Origin of the sequence: Rosistilla carotiformis (genome assembly GCF_007753095.1) — a bacterium.
Lineage (GTDB): Bacteria > Planctomycetota > Planctomycetia > Pirellulales > Pirellulaceae > Rosistilla > Rosistilla carotiformis.
This window is the reverse complement of the sequence record NZ_CP036348.1, coordinates 4,640,707-4,661,973: the sequence shown is the minus strand read 5'-3', so window position 1 is coordinate 4,661,973 and position 21,267 is coordinate 4,640,707. Positions and strand designations below refer to the sequence as shown.

The following is a 21,267-nucleotide window of genomic DNA, read 5'->3' as shown; positions in this document are numbered from 1 at the left end:
AAATTTTTGAATTTCATTCCATCGGTACGAACACAAACCGCAGCCTTTAATTTCAAGTAGAACAATGGAAGCAACACGCCCGATCGACGACGGTTCGCCCAGCGACCTCGACGAACAATTGGTTGCCTATCTCGACGGTGAACTCGAAGATGACCAAAGGGCTGCGCTCGAAGAACGTTTGATGGAGGACCCCGATTGCAAACAGCGGTTGCGATCGCTTCAGCAAACGTTCGACATGCTGGATGAATTGCCGCGGACCACGGTCAACGCCGACTTTGCACGGACGACGGTGGAGATGATCGCGATCAGTGCGTCCCAGGAATTGGACATCGTCAAACAGCGGCGGCCTTGGAAATTGACCGCCGCGTCGATCGGATTGCTGTTCACCACCGCGATCACGTTCCTTGTGGGCGTGGTGATCGTGCGTGGTTACCAGCAGGAACAAAAACGCGAACTGTTGGAAGGTTTGGCCGTGGCCGAACATCTTCGCGCCTATTCGCAAATCAAAGGGGAAGCGGATTTGAAGTTTTTCGCCTCCCTGGCGCAATTGCCCGCTTGGCAAGAACACATTTCGATCAGTCACGATTTGGAAGAACTGCCAGATCGAAAAATCGAAGCCCGGTTGTCAGCCGTCGGCGAGACCGCGCGGTCGTCGCAGTTGGCTGAGATGTCGACCGATTTGAAGCGAGACCTGCAGCTGCAATACGAGCAATTGAGTGCTCAGCCGATCGACCGGCAAGCGGAACTAAAGGGCTACGTTCGTCAGATCGAAGCCCGCGACGACGCGGAGCAGTTGACCGAAACGTTGGTTAGTTATGTCGATTGGCTCGACACGCTTTCGCCTCCCAAACAGACCAAACTGCAATCCGCATCGGCTTCGGAGCGTTTGGATTTGGTGATCGAGACGATCCAAGAGGCGCGGCAGGGAGACCATGAACAATTGACAGCTGAGGATCTGGACAAGCTGTATCAATCGATGTTCGAAATCGCACGCTCGCGTGTCGCCGAATTGCAAAAGGTGTTTCCCGAAGACGGGCTTGCCGATTTGCAACGTCGGGCTCAGAAGGTTAGCAAAGAGCAGTCGTTGGACGTCGACGATGTTTTGGCCCACATGCTGGTCAAGACTTTCGTTTTGCCCGGGTTGCGAAACAACTCTCCGAAGGACGCGGGGCCCTTTCCGTGGCTATCCAAGTTACGGCCGCTGACGCCGCGGGAACAGCAATCGGTACGGCAATCGCTGACTCCGAAAGCGGCGCAGTTTCTGCAAAAAGTGGAGGGTTCGACAGACGTGTCCGGTCGTTTGTTCTTCTGGGCGATGTTCGCAGCCTGGAAGCGATCACCGATCGATGGAATCGGCAATAGTCCGTTGGACGCCTATGAATCGGCCGATGCGATGTGGCGGGAACGGATCGATTTGAGCGATCCCAACGAAGCGCTGAAGGCGCTCCGCAGTCGTGGCGGCGGACGGTCCAATTTCCGACCGTGGGACGGCCGTGGAACCGAGGGGCGTGGCGGTGATCGCCGCGGGCCCGACGGACGCGGACCCGAGGGTCGCGGTGGCGGATTTGATTCGCCCGGTTTTGATGGTGGGAAGCGTGGCGGCGGTCCGCCGCGCGGCGAAGACCGTCCGTTTAACCGACGTCCGCCTCGGGACGAGGAACGCGCGCCGGTCGATCCTGCGACCACCGACGCGGTCTTGAAATAATGTGATAGGGCCCAAACGGTGGCGTTGTCAGTTGCCCCTGGGCGCCGGAATGCTTCGCTCGTACTACGCCAACGGATCGATCGGCGTTTCGCTTTCGGGCATCGGATTTAGCGCGGCCAGTTCATCCAACACGCGCTGCGGTGTCGAGACGCGGCGGATCATCACGTCGCGGCCGACGTAAAGTAGATTCGCGGCAACCGCCAACAATCCCATCGTCAGGACCATCCAGGGGATCGAGACCGCGGTCGCGCCATTGGCGAACTGCCTCAGCGTCCAAGCCCAATTGGTGATCTGGGTTTCATCCCAAGTGAAGCTGCGGAAGTTGTTTACGTACAGGCCGATCGAATAGGGGATGATGCAGCCCAGCGACATCATCAACAGCGTGGCGACAAGGGACACAAACGGGGTGACGCTTCCTTTGCCGCGGACCAGCGAGACCAGCAAGTGCGTGATGCCGAGAAAGAACATCATGTAACCCAGCAGCGTCATCCCGAGCGGAACGGTCGATTGGTTGTTCGCCACGCGATGGATCACGCCCCATGCTTCCAACGCATAGATCGCCGCGACGATGCCGGCGAAGCTGGAGATGGCGAAGACCATGCCGGTCCCCGGGCCAGGATTCAGCCAGGTCAACAGAACGCGACCGAGAAAGGTTTTGGGGAGTCCGCGTCGGACCCGCGCCGACAAAGTCTCCGATTCACCCAACATCAATCCGCCCATCGCGATCCAATAGAAAGCCGATAGCACGAGGATGACGATGCCCGTTCCGCGTCCCGGAAAGAAGTCGTAAAACATGCTGCGCGAAAATCGGACTCCCAGATCGTTGGAGTACATGATCAGGTAGAGTGCCCAGAAGATGGCCACCCCTTGCAGCACCAGCATCATGATTCGCAACCGCGTCGATCGGTTTTCGCTGACCGGCGACAAACTGGCGGCCGACGCGACGATCAAGAAAATCGAAACGACTAGGTAGAGAGTAAAGATTGCTAGCAGCAGTACCAGCAGTTCGCTGTCGTCGCTACGAATTCCCGACGTCATCAAGGTCATGGCAAATGCGCCGTGCAGGTATTCCGCCAACAGGACCAACAACAACATTCCGATCATCAGCAACGATTGCAGCGATCGCGTGTTGGAGATCGATGCGAGGAACAGCCCGACGACGACCATAAAGACCGATGTCAGAAAGGTCGACGCGATCAGTAGCGCAATGCTGGGCAGGTCGATCCCGCGCAAGATGTAGGTGAAGGCAACGCACGGAACCAGCGCGGTGAAGTAGATCACCAACTGCAGCACGGAACTGGCCAGTTTGCCGAGGATGATTTGGTAGGACGAGAGTGTCGTGATCGACAGGACTTCGTACGTGCCGTCCTCGCGCTCCGCCACCAACGATCGATTGGCGGCCATCGGCGCGACCAACATCATTGGCACCGCGAGGACCCAGTAGTATCCCAGCAGCATCGCGCGGCCACCGGGAACATAATAGATCCCCGGCATCATTAATAAGGTACCGGCGAACGACCAGATCCAGGCGCCCAGCAACAGCACGGCGAAGGTCCAGATAAATTGGCGACTCTTTAACGCCTGCCGCGCTTCTTTGACAAGGATCGGATTGCACCAATCCCCCGCGCGATCGAAGAACGCATCGATGCGTTGGATCCACAGCGGAGCTTCCGCCGTTGTCGGTTGCACTACTTCCTGACTCATTGCACCAACCCTTCGGTAACTTGCATGAAGACATCTTCCAGCGATCGGGCGTGCGATGAAAATTCCGCGACACTCACCCCCGCCGCGATCAGCGATGCGAGCAGCGTCGCCTGATGGGTGACATCGCCTTCGTATTGGAAGCGAACCAATTCTCCATCGACGATCAAGTGGCTGACATGATCGTTGCTCTCCAGCATTTGAACCGCCGTGTCGCGATGGTCGATCACCCGAACCACAAACTCGCGATGGGTGCGCTGCTGGCGTTGGATCTCATCGACACTGCCGGTCGCCAAAAGACGCCCCTGTTCGATGATCCCGACCCGATCGCACATCTCGGCTAGCTCCGTCAGGATGTGGCTGCTGACCAAAACGGTTTTGCCATCTTCGGCCAGCGCCCGGATCATCCTTCGCAATTCGATCCGCGCCCGAGGATCCAATCCGGCCGCCGGTTCGTCGAGGATCAGAACTGCCGGATCGTGAACCAAAGCTCGGCCCAGGCACAACCGCTGCTTCATCCCTTTGCTGAGTCCGCGGATCGGTTTCTCGGCGATACCGTCCAATCGCGTGAAGTCCATCACCCAGCGGACTCGTTGGTGCCGCTGGCGCCCGGCCAGTCCGTAGGCTCGCGCGTAGAAGTCGATGTATTCGTGACAGTTCACGCTCGGGTAGGTGCCAAACGCGTCGGGCATGAATCCCAATCGACGGCGAACGTGATCGGGATCATTGACGACCGAAAAACCATCGACATACGCATCCCCCAGCGTCGGCAATTCCAGCGTCGCCAAGATCCGCATGCTGGTCGTCTTCCCCGCGCCGTTGGGGCCGATGTAGCCGAACACCGTTCCACGGGGAACACTAAACGAAACATCGTTGACCGCGCGGGTCTTGCCAAAGCTGCGGTGCAGACGCCGCAGTTCGATCACCGCATTGTCGCTGTGGTAGGGAATCATTCGTCGCTCTCCGCAGTTTCGTCGTTCGTCACCGGAGCGACTTCGCCAGCGGCTTCATCGCGATCACCATCGCTGTCGGGTTCTCCGACAAACCGAACTTCACCCATCATCATGTGAATGCATTCAACCGGCTTGGCACCATCGATTCCGATCGCTTCGGCGGGAACATCCGCCAAGGCGACAAAGTGGTTCGCGGGGGGCGCACCCTGTTCAACCATCGTGTTCCGGAACATCGCTTCGACCAGCCCCCCCACGCTGGAGGTGTTGAAGATCCGTGGTCCACGGGAGTTGCGAAGCCGACGCCGGTTCCCCAAACGAAGCAGTTCGCTTTGCGAGGCGTCCTGATATCCGGCCGGCAACTCCGGTGCGTTGTCCAAATAGTTCGTTGTCATCCATCGCGCGGCATCGACGGGCAACATCGCCACCGCGTCGGCCGCCCCTCGGGCTTCGATCGCTTCGGCGACCCAAATGCGTTTGCTAGCGTCGGCAAGAAGGATCGATTGGATCGGGTGTTCGGTTCGATTTTCGACGCGGACGATGCCTTTACCGCGACGTGCAACGATCGCACCGCCATCCATTTGGGGTGTGATCGCGACGAATTGCGATTGCGTTCGCGAAGGCATGAAAGTGCCTTGCAGCCGGATCGCATCTGCGTCGATGACCACCTGCGCGGCGCCGGCGTCTTCGTTTTCTTGCGTCGCGCCACCACCCGGTTGCTGCGGTTCGCGCAACGGGTAGACCGCCGTGTCGCGCGACCACGCGACGCCGTCGCGCGGCCGGAGTCCGGAGAAGTACGTTTGTCGTGACCAGTTCACGCCGGCGCCGCTAGCATTCAGTAACGTCAGGTGCCGGATTCGGACCCGGCTGCCGAAGCCGTCGGCGATCATGGCGTACAGTCCAATCGCGGCGGTGCAGATCAGGGCCACGATCGGGGCGAAGACGAAAAACAGATACAGCCGTTTGAGGTACAGGAAGACGTAGTACGAGACGGGCCCGACCAGCAGCACAAACAGCGAGATCATCCCCAGGAAGGTATAGACCGGAGGCTGGCCGACCTCGGCGATCAACCAAGTCCAGAAGTTGCTGTCGCCATGAACGATGTCGAACCCCAGCCGATTTTCGGTTCCGATTTGCGCGGGGGTGGCCGTGACCATCGTCTTCCATTGGGGAATTGATCCGGGGAAGGGATAGGGATCGTCGATGTGAACGATCTTGCCCGCCAGGTACCGATGGGTCGTGATCCGTTGTTGGACCGAACGGGCTCCTTCGACCAGCACAAACGGATGTTGCAGGTTCGCGTTGTTCATCACCCGTTCCATTGTGGAGACGAGATCCTGCGGAGCAAAGCTGTGTCCGGTGGTCGCTTGGCTTTGTAGCGGAGCGGTTTGCGAGGCCTGTTGGATCTTTGAAAGGGGCAATCGTTCCCACGCATCGGACATTGAAAACAGTGCGGACAAACTTCGACTGCCCGCATCGCCGTAGGTCCAAAGCACCCCGCCGGTCGAAAGCCATTGCTGCAATGCCAACAGAGACGTCGGGTTCTCTTCCGCGATCCGTTGCAACGTTTTCACCGAGACCATCACGGCATCGGTGTCATTATATAATGTCCACCGGTCGGGCAGCCGATCTTCGTGCACGGTCTTGATCGCAAGAGGTGTCGGGCCAGGGGGCCGGATCGACAACTTCGCATCTTCGTGATCCAGTTGCTTCGGTCGCAAATAGTGCGCCGGTTCCATCTCACCACGCGCCGCCCACCATAACGACCGGCAATCCGGAAACCGCTGCCAGTCCGGCGGATCGGAATCGACAGTCCGCGATTCGATGATCGTGAGGGTCAGGGCGGGAATATTGTCGGTGCTCAAAAAGATCGGGGTCGCCGATTGGCTGTCGTGACCCGGCAACACGGCGCCATCTTCCAAGACGCGAACGCGGCACTGCGTCCACGGGTAATAGATCGGAACTTCTAGCACCACGCGATGGATGCTGTCCGATTCCGCCAAATCGATCGTCTGACGGAAATCAAACGTGTTCTGATTTGGCGGCGCCGAGCGCGGCCGCAATTCGATCGTCAGCTTTCGGTCCGCTGCGAAAGTGGGGCCGATCGAACGCACCTCCACCGTGACAGGGCAGACTCCAACACGTTGGGCCGATCCCGCCGTCACCGTCAATGCGATTCCAGAACCCTTCGCGCCATCGATGGGAAAATCTGCTAGCAATTCATCGGCAAGCAACGGGTTTGTTGTCAGAGAGCCTAGCGCGATCGTGATCGCAACCGCCAGCAGAACCGCTGTTGCCGCGGGGATTCCGTTGCGGCCAATACCGCGTGAACCAATCATGCGTCCGCCTCAGCGTCATCGCGAGTCGAACGCTCCGCGGCCTGCTTGCCCGAAGCGTTTCCCAAGTTGGCCAACGCGTTGGGCGCCCAGATCAGCATGAACAGGACCGCGTAGATCGCAAACATGCCAGCCATCACCGCCAGGGTGACCATCGCCGCCGAGGCCCATTGGCTCCCCAGCACCGATTGCCGGAAGATCCATGCGACCAGAACCGAGAGGGTGAAGAGGATCGAGAACCACCGCAAGGTGAACCGGGGCAGCAAGCCATCGGATTCGACGTTTTCCATAATTGTAGATGAGCCCGCTGGATCACTCGCTGTCGGCGATCGGTCGTTCTGGATCGCGTCGGGCGGAGTGGATTGGATTGTTGGGGACAAGCTTGATCGCATCGGCCAGCACGCTTCACGCCGACCGGTCGGCGTGCCGGTGGGCGAAGCGAGCGCCTTGGTTGCTGGCCACATTGTAGGAGCAACCGAAGAGGCGATGCAAACACCCATGCTGGCATTTGTCGAACACTCCGTTACGATAGGCGACCAATGAATGGTTGCTCAGCTTAGGCGGAAGCTGCGACTCCTCTCCCTCCCCCACGTCGCAAGGTCTCATCTCGTGAGCAACGACCGATACCGCTGGTTTGCCGTAGGCGACATCAACGCCTTCTTTGGTTTGATGTTGGATAACGTCGCGGGGCTGATCTTGGTGGTCAGTCTGTTAGCGGGCGTCTTCCAGTTCCCCGCCGAATTCGCCGTGCAGGCGATGGTCCCCGGAACGGCGATCGGCGTCTTCGTTGGCGATTTGATGTTCTTCGCCCTCGCATTCTGGTTGGCCAAGCGGACGCGCCGCAGCGATGTCACCGCGATGCCTTTGGGGCTCGATACGCCCAGCACCTTCGGGATGGTCTTCTTTGTCCTCGGTCCCGCCTTCATCGACGGCAAGGTTCGACTGGGGCTCGATGAAATGGAAGCCGCCCGTTTCGCGTGGCACATTGGCATCTGGGCGATCGTGATGAGTGGCCTGTTTAAAGTCGTCTGCTCGCCGGTCAGCGGTTGGATTCGACGAAGCGTTCCGCGGGCGGGGCTGCTTGGGTCGCTGGCGGCGATCGCTTTGGTGTTGATCAGCTTTCTTCCGCTGCTAGATATTTTGAAAACGCCGTTGGTCGGCTTGGTCGCATTGGCGATCGTATTGACTTCGCTGATCGGCCGGGTGCCGTTGCCCCTTCGTGTGCCCGGCACCTTGGGCGCGTTGATCGTTGCCGGAGGGATGTTCTACGTGTTGCGGGCGTTTGGCGTCGAAGGGTACGTGGCGTCGGGGGAGCATTCGATCACGCCGACGATGTTTCCATCGATGTGGTTGGAAGCGTTTGAGTTCCAGTGGCTCGATCGCTTTAGCGAAGCGATGAAGTACATGCCGATCGTCCTTCCGTTTGCGATCGGAACCGTCGTCGGCGGAATCGATTGCACCGAGAGCGCCGCGGCGGCGGGAGACGAATACCCGACCGGGACGGTGATCTTTGTCGAAGCGATCGCGACCTTGGCGGCTGGGCTGTGCGGCGGCGTGGTGCAAACGACGCCTTACATCGGCCATCCCGCTTACAAGCAGATGGGCGGCCGCAGTGCTTACACTCTGGCGACGGCATTGCTGATCGGAACCGCGGGGGTTGGCGGCTACTTCGTCTACTTCTACCAGATCATCCCCGAAGCGGCGGTCTTTCCGATTCTGATCTTTGTCGGTCTGGAGATCACCGCGCAAAGCTTCTCTGCAACTCCCACCCGGCACTACGCAGCGGTCGCGTTGGCCTGCGTTCCGGCCCTCGCCTTTTTAGCCAACAGCTTTCCATCGCAGATCTTTGGCGATCCGGCCTACTCGATCGAAGGGCTCGGCGATCCGGGGTTGCGGGACAAACTGCAAACACTGCTGATCCTTTCCAACGGATTCATTCTGACAAGTCTGCTGTGGGCGTCGGCACTCGCTTCGATCATCGACCAGCGATTGCGTCGAGCCGGGGGGCTGTTTCTTCTTTGTGGTTTGCTGACGGTCTTCGGGGTGATTCATTCGCCCGTTCCTGGATCGCCGTTGTATTGGCCGTGGAGTGCGGAGGCGGCGATGGTCCGCCAGTTCGCGTTGGGGTACGCCGTGACCGGACTGCTGTTGGTCGCTTGGTCGTACTGGTTGTCGGCGATCGGTGCGCCTTCGGACAGTCGCGCCGAAGAGGTCGAATCGGAATAGCCGCTCAAGTTTGCCGTCTCGAGGGGTGTGAAACCGGAAGAGTTTATGCACGTGTTCCACGTGGAACACGCCGGTTTCGGGCAGGCACGACGGCGGATCGAGATCCATCGGGAAGCTCGCTCGCGGCGATTTGTTTCGGGCGTGACGGGGCCTTATATTGTTGAGTGCTATTTTTTCCGCTTCTTATCTTTCCCCGGGAACGGCTTCATCTATGAATACCCTTCGGATCGCGTGCGCCCTGTTGGTCGCATCGGCGGCCAGCGGCTGCAGCAAAGAGAAACTGAACGAACTGGTCGATCAGGAAAAAGAGACGGCGACCAGTGTCGCGTCGGACGTTTCTTCGGAAGTGAAATCGGCGACCGAAGAGGCGGTTGCCAAAGTGGAAGCGACGACCCAGCAGGTTGCCGAGACCGCGGGGGATGTCAATGGCATCGGCGATACGACCGGCAAGGGGATGATGACGTTGGACTCGCCGACGGAGTTTGCCGCAAGTTATGTGCAGCTGATCGCGATCAACCCGGGACGACCGGCGGTCTTGAAAATCTCCAGCAGCAAAGATGGCGACGACGAGACCTTTCCCGCCTTTCTGTTGCAGGCGAATCTTTCGGCGGCCGGAGACCTGAACGCATTGGCGGGGCAGACGGTTTCCGCACGGTTGTTCGCGCAGAAGGAAGCGGGCGGTACGATTTGGTTCTCGCCCGACGACCAACCGGTTCCGGTCTCGATCGCCATCGATCAGGGAAAGGTGACCGCTCGGATCGAGAATGCCTCGGTCATGAACAGCAGCTCCTCTCAGGAGACCGCTGTTTCGGGAATCTTTGAATGTGCGCTGCATCCGTAAACGCCCGGCGCGCTGGGGCGATGCCTTGTTCCTTCGGATGATGCTCTGCGATTGGCGCATGGCGTCCTTCCGCTGATTCTGTGTTGCCTGTCGAAAGTTGTTGTTCCGATGAAATCGATCCTGGAAGAAATCACACTGACCGATGTTCGCGATGGCGACTTCCGCGTGGCCGTGCTCCCCTTTGGGGCCACCGAACCTCACAACCTCCATCTGCCCTATGGGACCGACACGATGGAGAGTCGTTGTATCGGGCGGGCGGTTTGCGAAGCGGCCAATGCCCAAGGGGGCCGCGTGGTCTTGTTGCCGACGATCCCCTACGGCACCGAAACGAACATGAACGCGTTGCCGCTGGCGATGAACCTGAATCCGTCGACGATGTTGATGGTGGTGAAGGATCTGGTGGAATCGATCCAACGGGCGGGGATCCGGAAGATCGTCTTCTTGAACAGCCACGGCGGCAATGAGCTGAAGCCGATCCTGAGGGAACTGCACGGCCAATGTGCGTCGCAGATCTTCCTTTGCAATTGGTTCCAGATGGTTCGCGACCGGTACCACGAGATCTTCGACGTTGCCGAGGATCACGCCGGCGAAATGGAGACCTCTTTGGCGTTGGCCTACTTTCCCGATTTCGTCGTCCGTAATTCGGACGGCTCGCTGCGTGGGGATGCGGGGGCAACGCGCCCGATGCGGTTCGAAGCACTCAACGAAGGCTGGGTTTCGATCACCCGTCCATGGCATCTTTTAACGACGCAATCCGGATCGGGGAATCCGCACGCGGCGACGGCCGACAAGGGGCGGGCGGTGATGGATTTGATCGTCCAGCGGATCGCACCGTTCTTGGCAGAGTTGAGCCAAGCGGAAATCGACGACACCTTTCCCTTTGCATAAACCCGGCACAGCCGATTGCGGGAGGGGATCGAATCCCGTTTTCCGCAGCGGCATCGTTCGAACACCTGCGACAACTTGGGGCCCGATGCGTACAATGGACGGCTGTCCCTGAAGTCTCATTCCGTTACAGCCCCCAAAGTCTACATGCCGGAAATTTCCGCAATCCGCGCCCTGCGCTACAACCTTGGTCACGTTGGTAATTTGAGCGACGTGGTCGCGCCGCCTGCCGATGCGATCAGTCCCGCAATGCAGGATCAGCTCTACAAACGGCATCCGGCCGGTTGCGTTCGATTGATCGCCAATCGCGCCGAACCGGGCGACGGTGCGGACAGCCGCGATGAACGGGCGGCGCGGTTTTGGCGACGTTGGCAGAACGAGGGGGTGCTGCAAGACGAAGCCGCTCCCGAGGTCTACATCTACCAACATACCTATCTCGACCAAGGGCAAAGCGTCACGCGGCGGGGGATCCTGTGCGGCGTGCGGTTTGATTCTCCCGAGGACCGCCGGCTGTATACCGCTTTGGAAACGACCGATGCGGTGGTTGAAGCGCGGTTTGAATTGATGCGGCGGTGCGCAGCGAACCTGACCCCGATCGTTGGATTGTGTTCGGATCCCGAGGATCGGCTGCTGCAGTTGGTGGAGGGAGCAATTCAGGAGGGGCTTGAAATCACGTGCGTCGATGATGTCGGCGTGCGACATTCGATCTGGCCGGTCAGCGACGACCGCACGATCGGTTCGATCCAGGAATTGGTCGGCCCGGCGCCGATGTTGGTGGCCGCGGGAGAGGATCCTTTATTGGCCAGCCGAAAGTATCGGATGTGGCTGAACGACTACGAAGGTCCACTGGCCAGCGATCATCCCGCCAATTTTGTGCTGACGCTGCTGTTGCGGATGGAAGACTCGGAAGACCTGTTGGCTTCAACGCATCCTGTTTTCCGCGGCCCCACGCCGCTGACCAGCGAAGATTTGGTTGCACGGATTGGGGAATGTTTCACGTGCAACACGATTGTCGAAGGTCCCGATTCGGCGGAGGTCGCGTGGAAGCCGATTGCCGCCAGCGATCATCAAGGCCGGTTGGCGATCTATTGCGGAGGGGATCGCCGTTGGGTTTTATGTGAGATCAAAGAACCGGGCATCGATCGGCTGCGGGAGCTTTGTCCGCAAGCGAGCGATGAGTGGTGCGAGCTGTCGATCAACCAGCTGCATCATTTGGTAGTGGCCGATCTGTTGCAGATCGCCGACGCCACGGTCGAACCCTGTCGCACCATCGACGATGTGGTTGCAACGATTGGTGAGGATCAGGGGTGCTGCATCGCAGCGTTGGTTCCGCCGATCGAAGTTGACGCGATGGAAACGATCGCAGTTCAAGAGGAGCGTCTGCCAGCGAACACGTTCCACATGACGCATGAACCGTTGAGTGGACTGATCTTTAATCCGCTGCAGCGACGCTAGGCCGAGGTTCGATCGGTCGGCTGCGGGACGGTGGCGTCTGAATGATTTGGCCGCTTGCCACGCTGTTTCCGATTGCGAAACCATGCCGCTCCGGCCAAGCCACTGGCCATCAAAGCAAGCGACCCCGGCTCAGGGGCCGCGGCGGACTGGACCTGGATAGGGTTGAAGCCCGTGGGGTTGTTTCCGCCAAATGCAGCGAAGTCGAAGATTGGAATTTCAAATCCGGGAGCAAGAACGGTGTTCTCGAAACTGGATATCAGTTCGTTGCCGTTCGGCCCTGTGAACCTGGATCCGTAATCGAAAGCGACGTCGACGGTCGAGATCGTCCCCGACTGATTCTCCTTTCCGGCAAAGAAGCTGGCTACATAGATCCCAATGAGATCGTTGGTGTTATTAAATTGTAGGCCTAGGCCGGCGGTCGTTTCGGAGATTGGATTGCTTCCAAATTGGAACGCGCTCGAAACCACAAAGTCGGTAGCCAACAACAAAACATCCGATCCGTTGTACCAAGCAGCATCTCCATCGGGAGAGGTATTGTCGGCCAGCGTTCCGGTATCCGACCCGGTAAACGAAAACGTCTTATTGTTCGTGTCGAGCACGAGGATAATGTCGGCGTGCGCTGATTGAATCGACACAAAGAGGCTGCACAGCAGGGCAAACGAACGAACACACATCCCGGAGATCTCCTTATCGGTGGTCACAGTGACACACACCGCGATTGTGTGGATAACGCATGCGGCATGTACATGCGTACCTATGGTACGCTTGGTGTGTGAGGCTGTGAAGCGGTCGGGGCGGAGGCTACGAAAATTTTCCCGGGCACGTGGGCCGATCCGCCGTCCGATCCGGATGGGGAGCGTTCGTCGTGTTGTTTGGATTTGAGAATGCCGTGGCAATTCCTTTGTTCGGCCCTGTTGGAACCGTTTCAATTGCTACCGTTTCCCGTGAAACCCGCTCACGTGAAACTGGCATTCTGCTTTTTTGCACTTCCGCGTTAGAATGCGATTCGACGAGACGGCGTCACCGGATGGTGATTTGCCGTTCGTCGAAGGCGGCTAGGACGGCTGCCATCCCAATCTTCAAGGAGGCTTCGCGTCGAGTCTGACCGCTCGACAATGCGAATAACGATGGGTCGGATCTTGTGCGTTGCAAATCAGAAAGGGGGCGTTGGTAAAACCACCACCGCCGTCAACCTCGCCGCCGGCCTGGCTCGCGGTGGGTACAAGACGCTGCTGGTCGATATGGATCCGCAGTGCAATGCGACGAGTGCCCTCGGGCATGAACCGGCCAAACGCCATCCGTTGATCGATCCCAATACATTGCGTGATAGCATTTTGGTGTCGACCGAGGCGAACTTGGACCTATTGCCCGGCAGCCGTTCATTTCAAGATGTCGACCAGCTGGCCAAGGCGACCGGTTCGGAAGCCTCGCTGCTGCGAAGTCATTTGGAGACGGGGCTGCATTCTTATGATCACGTTCTGATTGATTGCCCGCCATCGCTGGGGACCTTGACCCGCGCCGCGTTGGCTGCATCGACGGAAGTATTGATGCCTATCCAATGCGAATATTTTGCGATGGAAGGGCTGACCCAGATGATCCACGTGATCCGTGAAGCGATCCAGGCGACCGATGGTCGGCTGACCTTCGGCGGGATCTTGTTGACGATGTACGATCCTCGATTGGAATTGACGCACGAGGTTGATTCGGAGGTTCGTGAGTTCTTTGGCGAAATCGTGTTCGACACCGTTGTCCCACGCGATGTCGCGTTAACCGAGGCACCTAGCCACGGCGAAAATATTTTTCAGTACGCTCCGCGATCGCGCGGGGCCTACGCTTACACTCAGCTATGCATGGAGGTTCTCGGCCGTGACTAAAGATCGAAGACTAGGAAAAGGTTTGGCGGCGCTCTTGGGCACTCCGATCGAAAACGAACGTGGCGGCGACATCGGATTGTCGACCGACCCGCGTCCTGCATCGTCGGCAGACGAGGGACCGGTCGTGCAAAGGGCGACCAAACTGCAGGCCAGCGACATCGACGACGGAACCACTCCGGCCGGAAAGCTGGTTCATTTGAACGTCTATGAAATCGACAACAATCCATTCCAACCGCGTCGTCAATTTAATCCCGACGAGATCGCGGCGTTGGCCGAAAGTCTGAAGTCGCACGAACAACTGCAACCGGTGATCGTTCGTCGCGATGGACAACGCTTCCAATTGATCTCGGGTGAACGTCGTCTGCGGGCTGCGATTCACGCCGGGATGACAACCGTTCGCGCGGAGATTCGCGAGGCCGATGATCGCATGGTCGCCGAGTTGGCGATCGTTGAAAACTTGCAACGCAAGGATTTGAATGCGGTCGAGAAGGCGATGTCGTTCCGTCACTATATTGAACAGCATGGCTGCCAACAGAACGAACTGGCCAAGCGTTTGAAGATCGATCGCAGCACCGTCGCCAACTTGATGCGTTTGCTGGAACTGCCAACCGAAGTCCTTGATGCGATCCAAAAGGAAGCGCTGACCGCGGGGCACGCGCGGGCTTTGTTGCCGCTGGGCGACGAAGACTTGCAATGCGAACTTGCACAAACGATCATCAACGAGCATTGGTCGGTGCGACAAACCGAAGCGTATGTTTCGGACCAATTGCAGGCCGAAGAGGATCTTGAATCGGGCGAACGTGGAAACGCAACGCCCCGAAAGAAGCAGGTCACGTCGCCTCAGGTTTCTTCTCTAGAACGCCAGTTGCGGATGGATTTGGGAACCAAGGTCGAGATCAAACAGTCGTCCAAGGGGAAGGGGAAGATCGTGGTCCACTTCACCAATCCCGACGAATTCGAACGCATCACGGCGATGATGGCCGGTCAGGTGAGCGCTCCCGAAGTGGCTGCGGCGTAGCGACGACGCGGATCGGTTCGGTCCTTGGAATCGAAGGGCCGAAGTCGGGAGTTGCGGAACGGGACCGCCGCGAAGTGCGGGCCCGTGACACCGAGGTTGGGAGTATTGTGTGACGAAAGGTGAATTGACCGCTCCGCGTATCGGAGCCTTGACGATATTGGCGGCCATCACGACGGTGGTTTTGCAAATCGTGTTTGGCGTGTGGACGCGGTACTATTACGGTTCAGCTTTCGGACAAGCGGCATGGATCGGGCTGATGTGGCTCGGTTGTTCGATGACCGCCTCGGTTTGCTTCTCTCCGATTTTTTCTTGGCGCCGAGTTCTGATCGGCGTGTCGGGTTTCGGATGGCATGTGTTGTTTATGTCCGTCTGTTGGCAGGAGCCGCCCGTTCGGTATCTGTTGTTGTTCGGAACGCTGGTGGGGCTGCAGGTTTGTGCATCGCTGATGCTTGGCGTCCCTGTGTGGCTTGGTTTTCGAACGGCGGACGAACCGGTTGCCGACGGATCGCTAAGGTACCGGTTTACGATCCGGTCGATCTTGTTGACCACCGCGATGGTCGCGGTTCTATCGTCGGCAACTCGAGCGTATTCGATCACTGCGGCGGCAGCGCCTTTGTTGGCGGTCCCGCTGTTTGTACTTTTGTACATCGGTGCCGCATCGACCATGTTGGCGACTTCGTATGTGCGTATTCGGGCGTGCTGCTTATTGGCGGTGCTGTTGTGCGGCGCGATCCTGTATTCATGGCTTGCCCGCGCCTTGTCCTCCTCCGTGGTCGACGCGCTGACGCTGCGCGAGTTCATCCTTTCGTTGGGATCGGTTCCGTCGGATGCGTTTGTTGTGGAGTTGCAGTTTCTTCAGTTCGGTCTGTTTGCATTCAGTTGTTGCTTGTGGTTTGCGTTGGGACGGATCGACGCCCGCGACTTCGAACGACGGCGCTTTCTTCGGGGTGCGTTGGCGGCCAAAAAGACGACCTAGTTTACAGGATCGTTTAAACATGCCCTGCTAGCAAATCGGATTGCGCCGATCGTACGGGTTTGGTGCCAGAGGGGGCGGCCGGAATTCCGAATGCTATGAAAGTGCGTTGGGAATGGATTCCGCGCCTTTCGAACCGCTGACCAAAGCCGCAGCATGTCACGTTTCTTGATTCTTTGCAGTGTGCTCGCTTGCACCGTTGGATGCGGCAAGCACGCGATTAAAACAGATAGCTTGATTCGGTTGGTCCCCGCCCGAGTGCATGTCTCGGCCGATCCGATTGCGATGCAACCTCAGGTTCTTCGCGACCGTTCTCCGCTGAAGACGATGCCCGTGCAATCGGGAACCAATCGCAAGATCGCGCTGATCGATGTCGATGGCCTGCTGGTGAATCAAAACCAGGCTGGGATCGGTTCGATGGGAGACAACCCGTTGGACATCTTCCGTGAGAAATTGGATCAGGTTGAACGCGAAGGCGATATCTCGGCGGTCATCATTCGGATCAACAGCTACGGCGGCGGCGTCACCGCGTCGGATATCATGCGTCGCGAACTGGAATCCTTTCGCGAGCGAACCGGGATGCCGATCGTGGCCGTCTTGATGGATATCGCGACCGGTGGTGGATACTTGCTCGCGACGGCGGCCGACCAGATTGTGGCCCATCCGACGTCGATCGTTGGTGGATTTGGTGTGATCTTGAATCTGTACAATCTCGAAGACGCGATGGCGCAATTCAACGTCTCGGGACAAACGATCCGGGCCGGAAAGTTTGTCGACATCGGTTCGCCCGAGCGATTCTTGGAAGAGGACGAAGAGGAATTGTTGACCGAGATCGCCGAACAGTACAACGAACGGTTCAGGGAGGTTGTGCTGCAATCGCGTCAGCGGATCCATCGCGATGCGGATATTTTCGACGGACGGATCTTCACCGGAAAGAAGGCTGTTGAGTTGGGCGTCGTCGATCAAGTCGGCTATATCGACGATGCGATCGCGGCGGCGCGTGCCTATACGGGTGATCCAAATTCGTGTGTCGTGATGTTGCATCGCGAGCAAGACAAGGCGCGAACGCCGTATGCGATGACCCCCAACGAACCGACTCAGTTGATGGCGTTGCCACAAATTCCTGGCTTGATGCGTGCACGGCTGCCAACGTTTATGTACATTTGGCAACCCGATCCCGGTCTCGCTCCTTAAGTCTCGCGGTAACTCATGCTCCTTCAAGAACTGCTGCATCCGAAAATCAACGAGGTCCTCGCACGCGGGGGCCATTACAGCAAAGTGCTGATCGCCGACTCGAATTATCCGGCCTATCACACGTTGGGGCCCAACGCGGAATTGGTTAGCCTGAACCTTTCGCCCGGTCTGGTGTCGGTTTGCCAAGTGCTTGCAGCCTTGTTGACGGCGGTTCCGATCGACGCCGCCCATACGATGATGTATCCGAAATCGGGACCCTACGCGTTGCCGGCCGATCCGCCGGTGTGGGATTCGTTTCGGCAGATGTTCGCCGATGCCGGAAACGATCTTCAGCTGCAATCGATCGAACAGATGGCCTTCTACGACGCGGTCAATTCACGCGAGCACATCTTGACGATTCAGACGGGCGACCAGGCGATCTTTGCCAACCTGTTGTTGACGATCGGTGTCCGCCGTAGCGCTTCGTGCGGAAAGAAACCAGGGTCAAGAAGTTCGCGCGGGGATCAGTGATTGCCGCGCGCTTTGACCGGCACCATCGCGGTTTTGGCGATCAGTTTCATGTCCAGCCAAGTCGATCCGTGATCGACATAACGCAAGTCCATTCGCATCCAATCGTCGAACGCGATCGCTTCATGTTTGGCGGTTTGCCAGATGCCAGTGATTCCCGGTTTGACATCCAGTCGTCGGCGTTGCCATGACGCCACCGCGCGGCTCTCGGCCCACGGCAGTGGTCGCGGTCCGACCAGCGACATCTGCCCTAAGAAGACGTTGACCAGTTGCGGCAGTTCGTCGATGCAGGTCGCCCGCAACAGTTTTCCCACCGGCGTAATCCGGGGATCGTTTTTGATCTTGAAGGCGGGCCCGTCACGTTCGCTCAACGGACGCAATCCAGCTTGTTCTTGTTCGGCGTCGATCCGCATCGTCCGCAGTTTATAGATCGTGAACGGTTTGCCGTCGGCGCCTTCGCGAACTTGGCGGAAGATCGCGGGGCCTTTGGAAGTGCAGCGGATCGCCACGCAGGCGAGCGTGATCGGGATCGCAGCCAACGTCAGCCCGACGCCCGATCCCACGACATCGACCAAGCGTTTGGCGACCCCGCGGCGGCGCCCCGACATCGGTGGCGGAGGACCCAGGTGCTGCGAGGGGGAGTCGTGATCGTCGGGACGATCGAAAAGATGTTCCTGTTGCCAGGCCACTGGATCGTAGACAAACAGTTCCAGTTCACATTTCAGTCCGGCAGACGCCAGTATGTGGTGCAGGTCGTCGACCACGATCTGGCCACCTTGTTGCGGTGTATCGGTTAAGACGATACCCACGGTGATTCGGCCACGGTGCCCCACCGTATCGGTGGTTCGCAAGCGACGATGCAACAGCCGAGCAAGTTTCACGAAATCGCCACGACGTCGGTTTTCAGGGGCCAAGACGACGTCGATCAAGCAAAATGGGATCTCACGGCGGTCGGAACGGAGCCGTTCGCGATTCAATTCACGGCTTAATTGACGCTCCGACAGCAACAGCGGAGTAAGCGCTTTGCTTGCCCGATAGCCTCCCAACAGGTTTGGCATCAATGTGCGTGTCATCTGTATGCATGTTCATCAAAGGTGTCATCTGCGTCGTTCCTATAGTAACCAGTTGTGCACCTGTGAAAATGGAGAAATCACAATATTTTGTAGATTTGGTGTGCCTGTGAGGGTTGGGCAGCCCCGCTGAAGTAGGGGGCGGTTTTCGGTTGCTTGCAATCAAACTTTTGCGTCCCAACGGCAGGCGAGTAACGCGCATGCGAACAGACGGACAGCGAAGGAAAGCGAACGGTCAACCTAACCGGCCGTGTTGACGCAGGACTTCGTAAACGGCGATCGCCGCAGTATTGGACAGGTTCAAGCTGCGGACCTGTTCGGTTGTTGGAATCCGGATGGCTTGTGGCGAATCGAGGTCGAGGATCTCTTCGGGTAAACCGGCCGACTCACGCCCGAAAACGATCGCGTCCCCCAAGCCGATCTCGGCCTCCCAAAGGCTGCGTCGGGCGAAGCGGCTGAAGTACCAGAACTTCCGCTGCGGCAGGGCTTGTTGCACTTCGCCGATCGAATCGACCAGTTGCAGATTCAGCATGTGCCAATAATCGACGCCGGCTCGGCGGACGCTGTGCGCATCGATCTGGAAACCAAGCGGCCGGACAAGCCATAATTTGGCTCCAACGGCGACACACGTCCGCCCAATGTTTCCGGTATTCTGTGGAATCTCGGGCTGGTACAGTACAACATGCACCGGTGGCTCGTCGACTTGCAAACAGGGGGCGGCATCGGCGAGACTATCGCTCGGCACGTCGGGCTCGCTAGTATCTGACGACTTATCATTTTCCATCTTGGCAGCTCGGTTATTGTGGGTTGCTGCTGACGAACCGCGACACAGGACAACCCTTTTTCGACATGGCAATTCGAGTTACCTGTGAAAAGTGTCTGACGCGATTCAACGTCAGCGATAAATTTGCTGGAAAGAAAGGCCCTTGTCCTAAGTGCAAGGCGACGATCCAGATCCCGGATAAATCCGAAGAAGTCGTCGTTCATGCGCCGGTGGACGATGGCCCCAAAGATTCCACGGGCAAGAGCGTTCTGAAACCGATTATGCGCGAAGAGGTGCGAGTTACCAAGCTCGGCATTTTTGCAGTGGCCGGTTCGATCCTTGCCGCGATCATCGCCGCGATTGTTTTGCGATCGATGGAATCGGTACCCGGTTGGGTTCCGCCTTTGGGGGCCTTGTTGCTGGCACCGCCGTTGGTCTGGTCGGGATACACGTTTGCCCGCGAACAAGAATTGGAACCTTTCTATGGCAGCGAACTGCAAGCGCGTGTGGCGATCTGTTCGGTGCTGTTCGCCCTTCTGTGGGCGCTTTATGCGTTTGTTCCGGCTTACGTGATGGACTACGACAGCGTCGCCGAAATGCCGATCGGTGCGGTCTTGGTCGCGTTGGCGGCGATGTTGGCCGTTGGCACGATCATTTCCGTGACGACGTTTGAATTGGAAACCGGTGGCGGCGTCGTGCATGCCGGTTTCTATATCATCGCGACGCTGTTATTGGCGATGTTGGCGGGCATCCCGTTGTTCGCCTGGGCCTGATTTTGCGGGGCTTGCGTCTCGCGAGGCACTGTCATTGTTGCTGCGGCCGGTTTTCGTAACAATACACGGCCGTGTGTTCCGATTCTCGCCTCATTAACGATTCCCCAGCTTTGCCCTTATGTCGCTATCTCAGTTATTTCGCAACGGTGGATGCCCGATTTCGTTCGAGCTGTTTCCGCCGAAGACGCCCGCCGGGTTTGAGTCGTTGTACGAACACGTCGAAAGCCTCAAGCAATTCGATCCCGCTTTCTTCACCTGCACGTACGGCGCCGGCGGATCGACGCAAAACAGCACCTTGGATGTCGTCCGCGAAGTGAAGCGACGAACGGGCAAACCGGTCGCATCGCACCTGACCTGCGTCGGTTCGACTCAGGACCAATTGCGCAGCTACCTTACAGAGGCCGGCGCGTTAGGCGTCGACTACATCGTCGCGCTCCGTGGCGATCCGCCCAAGGGAGAGACTTCGTTCACCGCGGTCGAAGGCGGTTTCCGGTATGCCAACGAACTGGTCGACCTGATCCATCGCGAATTCCCCGCCTTCGGGATCGCCGTGGCGGGCTACCCCGAAGTCCATCAGGAAGCGGTCGACGCCAATGTCGATTTGGAAAACCTGAAACGCAAGGTCGATGCGGGGGCTGACTGTGTCGTCACGCAATTGTTCTACGACAACGACGACTTCTTCCGTTTCCGCGACGCCTGCCAAGCGGCGGGAATCGAAATACCGATCATTCCCGGTCTGTTGCCGATCACCAATTTCGCGCAGGCCCAGCGGATCGCTTCGATGTGCAAAGCCAGGCTTCCGCAAGGATTGGTCGACCGGTTCAATGAAAACGATACGGCCGATTGGCAATTGAAAGTTGGCATCGAACATGCTCAACAGCAGACGAACGATCTGATCCGTCGTGGCATCGACGGGCTGCATCTGTATGTGCTCAACAAGAGCCAAGCGGCGGCAGAAGTTTTGGCGGGCGTCGATCGCGGCTGATCGGCACCGTG

General features: G+C 58.4%; 19 protein-coding genes. 12 read left to right on the top strand and 7 right to left on the bottom strand.

Annotated elements, in window-relative coordinates:
- Positions 1-64: 64 nt before the first annotated feature.
- Positions 65-1,705 (top strand): anti-sigma factor family protein, encoded by a 1,641-nt coding sequence (locus Poly24_RS16865; RefSeq protein WP_145097915.1) that lies wholly within the window; start codon positions 65-67, stop codon positions 1,703-1,705.
- Between the two features lie 63 nt (positions 1,706-1,768).
- On the opposite strand, the gene Poly24_RS16860 is transcribed toward Poly24_RS16865, so the two are convergent.
- From Poly24_RS16860 to Poly24_RS16845, 4 genes are read right to left on the bottom strand one after another with little or no spacing between them, the layout of a single operon-like run.
- Positions 1,769-3,409 carry an ABC transporter permease gene (locus tag Poly24_RS16860; protein ID WP_145097912.1) on the bottom strand — a complete coding sequence of 547 codons (1,641 nt, stop codon included), beginning with the start codon at positions 3,407-3,409 and terminating at the stop codon, positions 1,769-1,771.
- A complete protein-coding gene (locus Poly24_RS16855) occupies positions 3,406-4,359 on the bottom strand; it encodes an ABC transporter ATP-binding protein (RefSeq protein ID WP_145097909.1) in 954 nt (317 codons plus the stop codon). The genes Poly24_RS16860 and Poly24_RS16855 overlap by 4 nt, the downstream gene beginning before the upstream one ends.
- The gene (locus tag Poly24_RS16850; RefSeq protein ID WP_145097906.1) at positions 4,356-6,695 is read right to left on the bottom strand and encodes a hypothetical protein; all 2,340 of its coding nucleotides are present in this window, start codon (positions 6,693-6,695) and stop codon (positions 4,356-4,358) included. Before Poly24_RS16850 ends, Poly24_RS16855 begins: the two co-directional genes overlap by 4 nt.
- Positions 6,692-6,982, bottom strand: coding sequence for a hypothetical protein (locus Poly24_RS16845; protein ID WP_145097902.1), 291 nt, complete (start codon positions 6,980-6,982; stop codon positions 6,692-6,694). Before Poly24_RS16845 ends, Poly24_RS16850 begins: the two co-directional genes overlap by 4 nt.
- Before the next feature lie 319 nt (positions 6,983-7,301).
- Between Poly24_RS16845 and Poly24_RS16840 the strand changes: the two genes are divergently transcribed.
- From Poly24_RS16840 to Poly24_RS16825, 4 genes are all read left to right on the top strand, one after another.
- On the top strand, positions 7,302-8,918 hold the full coding sequence (locus Poly24_RS16840; protein WP_315852208.1) for a permease: 1,617 nt from the start codon (positions 7,302-7,304) through the stop codon (positions 8,916-8,918).
- A gap of 211 nt (positions 8,919-9,129) precedes the next feature.
- Positions 9,130-9,759 carry a hypothetical protein gene (locus Poly24_RS16835; protein WP_145097898.1) on the top strand — a complete coding sequence of 210 codons (630 nt, stop codon included), beginning with the start codon at positions 9,130-9,132 and terminating at the stop codon, positions 9,757-9,759.
- A gap of 108 nt (positions 9,760-9,867) precedes the next feature.
- Positions 9,868-10,647, top strand: a complete 780-nt coding sequence (locus tag Poly24_RS16830; protein WP_145097894.1) for a creatininase family protein — start codon at positions 9,868-9,870, stop codon at positions 10,645-10,647.
- Positions 10,648-10,791: 144 nt separating this feature from the next.
- On the top strand, positions 10,792-12,099 hold the full coding sequence (locus Poly24_RS16825) for a DUF1015 family protein (protein ID WP_145097891.1): 1,308 nt from the start codon (positions 10,792-10,794) through the stop codon (positions 12,097-12,099).
- Here Poly24_RS16825 and Poly24_RS16820 read toward each other — a convergent pair.
- The gene (locus tag Poly24_RS16820) at positions 12,096-12,773 is read right to left on the bottom strand and encodes a PEP-CTERM sorting domain-containing protein (protein ID WP_145097887.1); all 678 of its coding nucleotides are present in this window, start codon (positions 12,771-12,773) and stop codon (positions 12,096-12,098) included. The genes Poly24_RS16825 and Poly24_RS16820 overlap by 4 nt on opposite strands.
- Positions 12,774-13,226: 453 nt before the next feature.
- On the opposite strand from Poly24_RS16820, the gene Poly24_RS16815 reads away from it, so the two are divergent.
- The 5 genes from Poly24_RS16815 (at position 13,227) to Poly24_RS16795 (ending at position 17,668) form a co-directional block, all read left to right on the top strand.
- Positions 13,227-13,973, top strand: a complete 747-nt coding sequence (locus Poly24_RS16815; RefSeq protein ID WP_145097884.1) for a ParA family protein — start codon at positions 13,227-13,229, stop codon at positions 13,971-13,973.
- On the top strand, positions 13,966-14,991 hold the full coding sequence (locus Poly24_RS16810; RefSeq protein ID WP_145097881.1) for a ParB/RepB/Spo0J family partition protein: 1,026 nt from the start codon (positions 13,966-13,968) through the stop codon (positions 14,989-14,991). Before Poly24_RS16815 ends, Poly24_RS16810 begins: the two co-directional genes overlap by 8 nt.
- Before the next feature lie 109 nt (positions 14,992-15,100).
- A complete protein-coding gene (locus Poly24_RS16805; protein ID WP_145097877.1) occupies positions 15,101-15,967 on the top strand; it encodes a hypothetical protein in 867 nt (288 codons plus the stop codon).
- A 153-nt stretch (positions 15,968-16,120) separates the two neighbouring features.
- Positions 16,121-17,158 carry a S49 family peptidase gene (locus tag Poly24_RS16800; RefSeq protein ID WP_145097873.1) on the top strand — a complete coding sequence of 346 codons (1,038 nt, stop codon included), beginning with the start codon at positions 16,121-16,123 and terminating at the stop codon, positions 17,156-17,158.
- Between the two features lie 15 nt (positions 17,159-17,173).
- Positions 17,174-17,668, top strand: coding sequence for an RbsD/FucU family protein (locus tag Poly24_RS16795; RefSeq protein WP_145097869.1), 495 nt, complete (start codon positions 17,174-17,176; stop codon positions 17,666-17,668).
- Here the strand turns inward: Poly24_RS16795 and Poly24_RS16790 are convergent.
- On the bottom strand, positions 17,662-18,738 hold the full coding sequence (locus Poly24_RS16790; RefSeq protein WP_145097866.1) for a sugar transferase: 1,077 nt from the start codon (positions 18,736-18,738) through the stop codon (positions 17,662-17,664). The two genes, Poly24_RS16795 and Poly24_RS16790, sit on opposite strands and share 7 nt — an antisense overlap.
- A 232-nt stretch (positions 18,739-18,970) precedes the next feature.
- Positions 18,971-19,519: a tRNA (cytidine(34)-2'-O)-methyltransferase gene (locus Poly24_RS16785; RefSeq protein WP_145097862.1), complete on the bottom strand. Its 549-nt coding sequence runs from the start codon at positions 19,517-19,519 to the stop codon at positions 18,971-18,973.
- Positions 19,520-19,584: 65 nt separating this feature from the next.
- Here Poly24_RS16785 and Poly24_RS16780 point away from each other — a divergent pair, with 65 nt between their 5' ends.
- On the top strand, positions 19,585-20,271 hold the full coding sequence (locus Poly24_RS16780; RefSeq protein WP_145097858.1) for a zinc ribbon domain-containing protein: 687 nt from the start codon (positions 19,585-19,587) through the stop codon (positions 20,269-20,271).
- A 118-nt stretch (positions 20,272-20,389) separates the two neighbouring features.
- The gene (metF, locus tag Poly24_RS16775) at positions 20,390-21,256 is read left to right on the top strand and encodes a methylenetetrahydrofolate reductase [NAD(P)H] (RefSeq protein WP_145097854.1); all 867 of its coding nucleotides are present in this window, start codon (positions 20,390-20,392) and stop codon (positions 21,254-21,256) included.
- Positions 21,257-21,267 lie beyond the last annotated feature (11 nt).

Bases quoted from the DNA above. Each gene is read 5' to 3' on its own strand.
- Poly24_RS16865 (WP_145097915.1), top strand. From the start codon at position 65: ATGGAAGCAACACGCCCGATCGACGACGGTTCGCCCAGCGACCTCGAC.
- Poly24_RS16860 (WP_145097912.1), bottom strand. From the start codon at position 3,409: ATGAGTCAGGAAGTAGTGCAACCGACAACGGCGGAAGCTCCGCTGTGG.
- Poly24_RS16855 (WP_145097909.1), bottom strand. From the start codon at position 4,359: ATGATTCCCTACCACAGCGACAATGCGGTGATCGAACTGCGGCGTCTG.
- Poly24_RS16850 (WP_145097906.1), bottom strand. From the start codon at position 6,695: ATGATTGGTTCACGCGGTATTGGCCGCAACGGAATCCCCGCGGCAACA.
- Poly24_RS16845 (WP_145097902.1), bottom strand. From the start codon at position 6,982: ATGGAAAACGTCGAATCCGATGGCTTGCTGCCCCGGTTCACCTTGCGG.
- Poly24_RS16835 (WP_145097898.1), top strand. From the start codon at position 9,130: ATGAATACCCTTCGGATCGCGTGCGCCCTGTTGGTCGCATCGGCGGCC.
- Poly24_RS16830 (WP_145097894.1), top strand. From the start codon at position 9,868: ATGAAATCGATCCTGGAAGAAATCACACTGACCGATGTTCGCGATGGC.
- Poly24_RS16825 (WP_145097891.1), top strand. From the start codon at position 10,792: ATGCCGGAAATTTCCGCAATCCGCGCCCTGCGCTACAACCTTGGTCAC.
- Poly24_RS16820 (WP_145097887.1), bottom strand. From the start codon at position 12,773: ATGTGTGTTCGTTCGTTTGCCCTGCTGTGCAGCCTCTTTGTGTCGATT.
- Poly24_RS16815 (WP_145097884.1), top strand. From the start codon at position 13,227: ATGGGTCGGATCTTGTGCGTTGCAAATCAGAAAGGGGGCGTTGGTAAA.
- Poly24_RS16800 (WP_145097873.1), top strand. From the start codon at position 16,121: ATGTCACGTTTCTTGATTCTTTGCAGTGTGCTCGCTTGCACCGTTGGA.
- Poly24_RS16795 (WP_145097869.1), top strand. From the start codon at position 17,174: ATGCTCCTTCAAGAACTGCTGCATCCGAAAATCAACGAGGTCCTCGCA.
- Poly24_RS16790 (WP_145097866.1), bottom strand. From the start codon at position 18,738: ATGACACGCACATTGATGCCAAACCTGTTGGGAGGCTATCGGGCAAGC.
- Poly24_RS16785 (WP_145097862.1), bottom strand. From the start codon at position 19,519: ATGGAAAATGATAAGTCGTCAGATACTAGCGAGCCCGACGTGCCGAGC.
- Poly24_RS16780 (WP_145097858.1), top strand. From the start codon at position 19,585: ATGGCAATTCGAGTTACCTGTGAAAAGTGTCTGACGCGATTCAACGTC.
- metF (WP_145097854.1), top strand. From the start codon at position 20,390: ATGTCGCTATCTCAGTTATTTCGCAACGGTGGATGCCCGATTTCGTTC.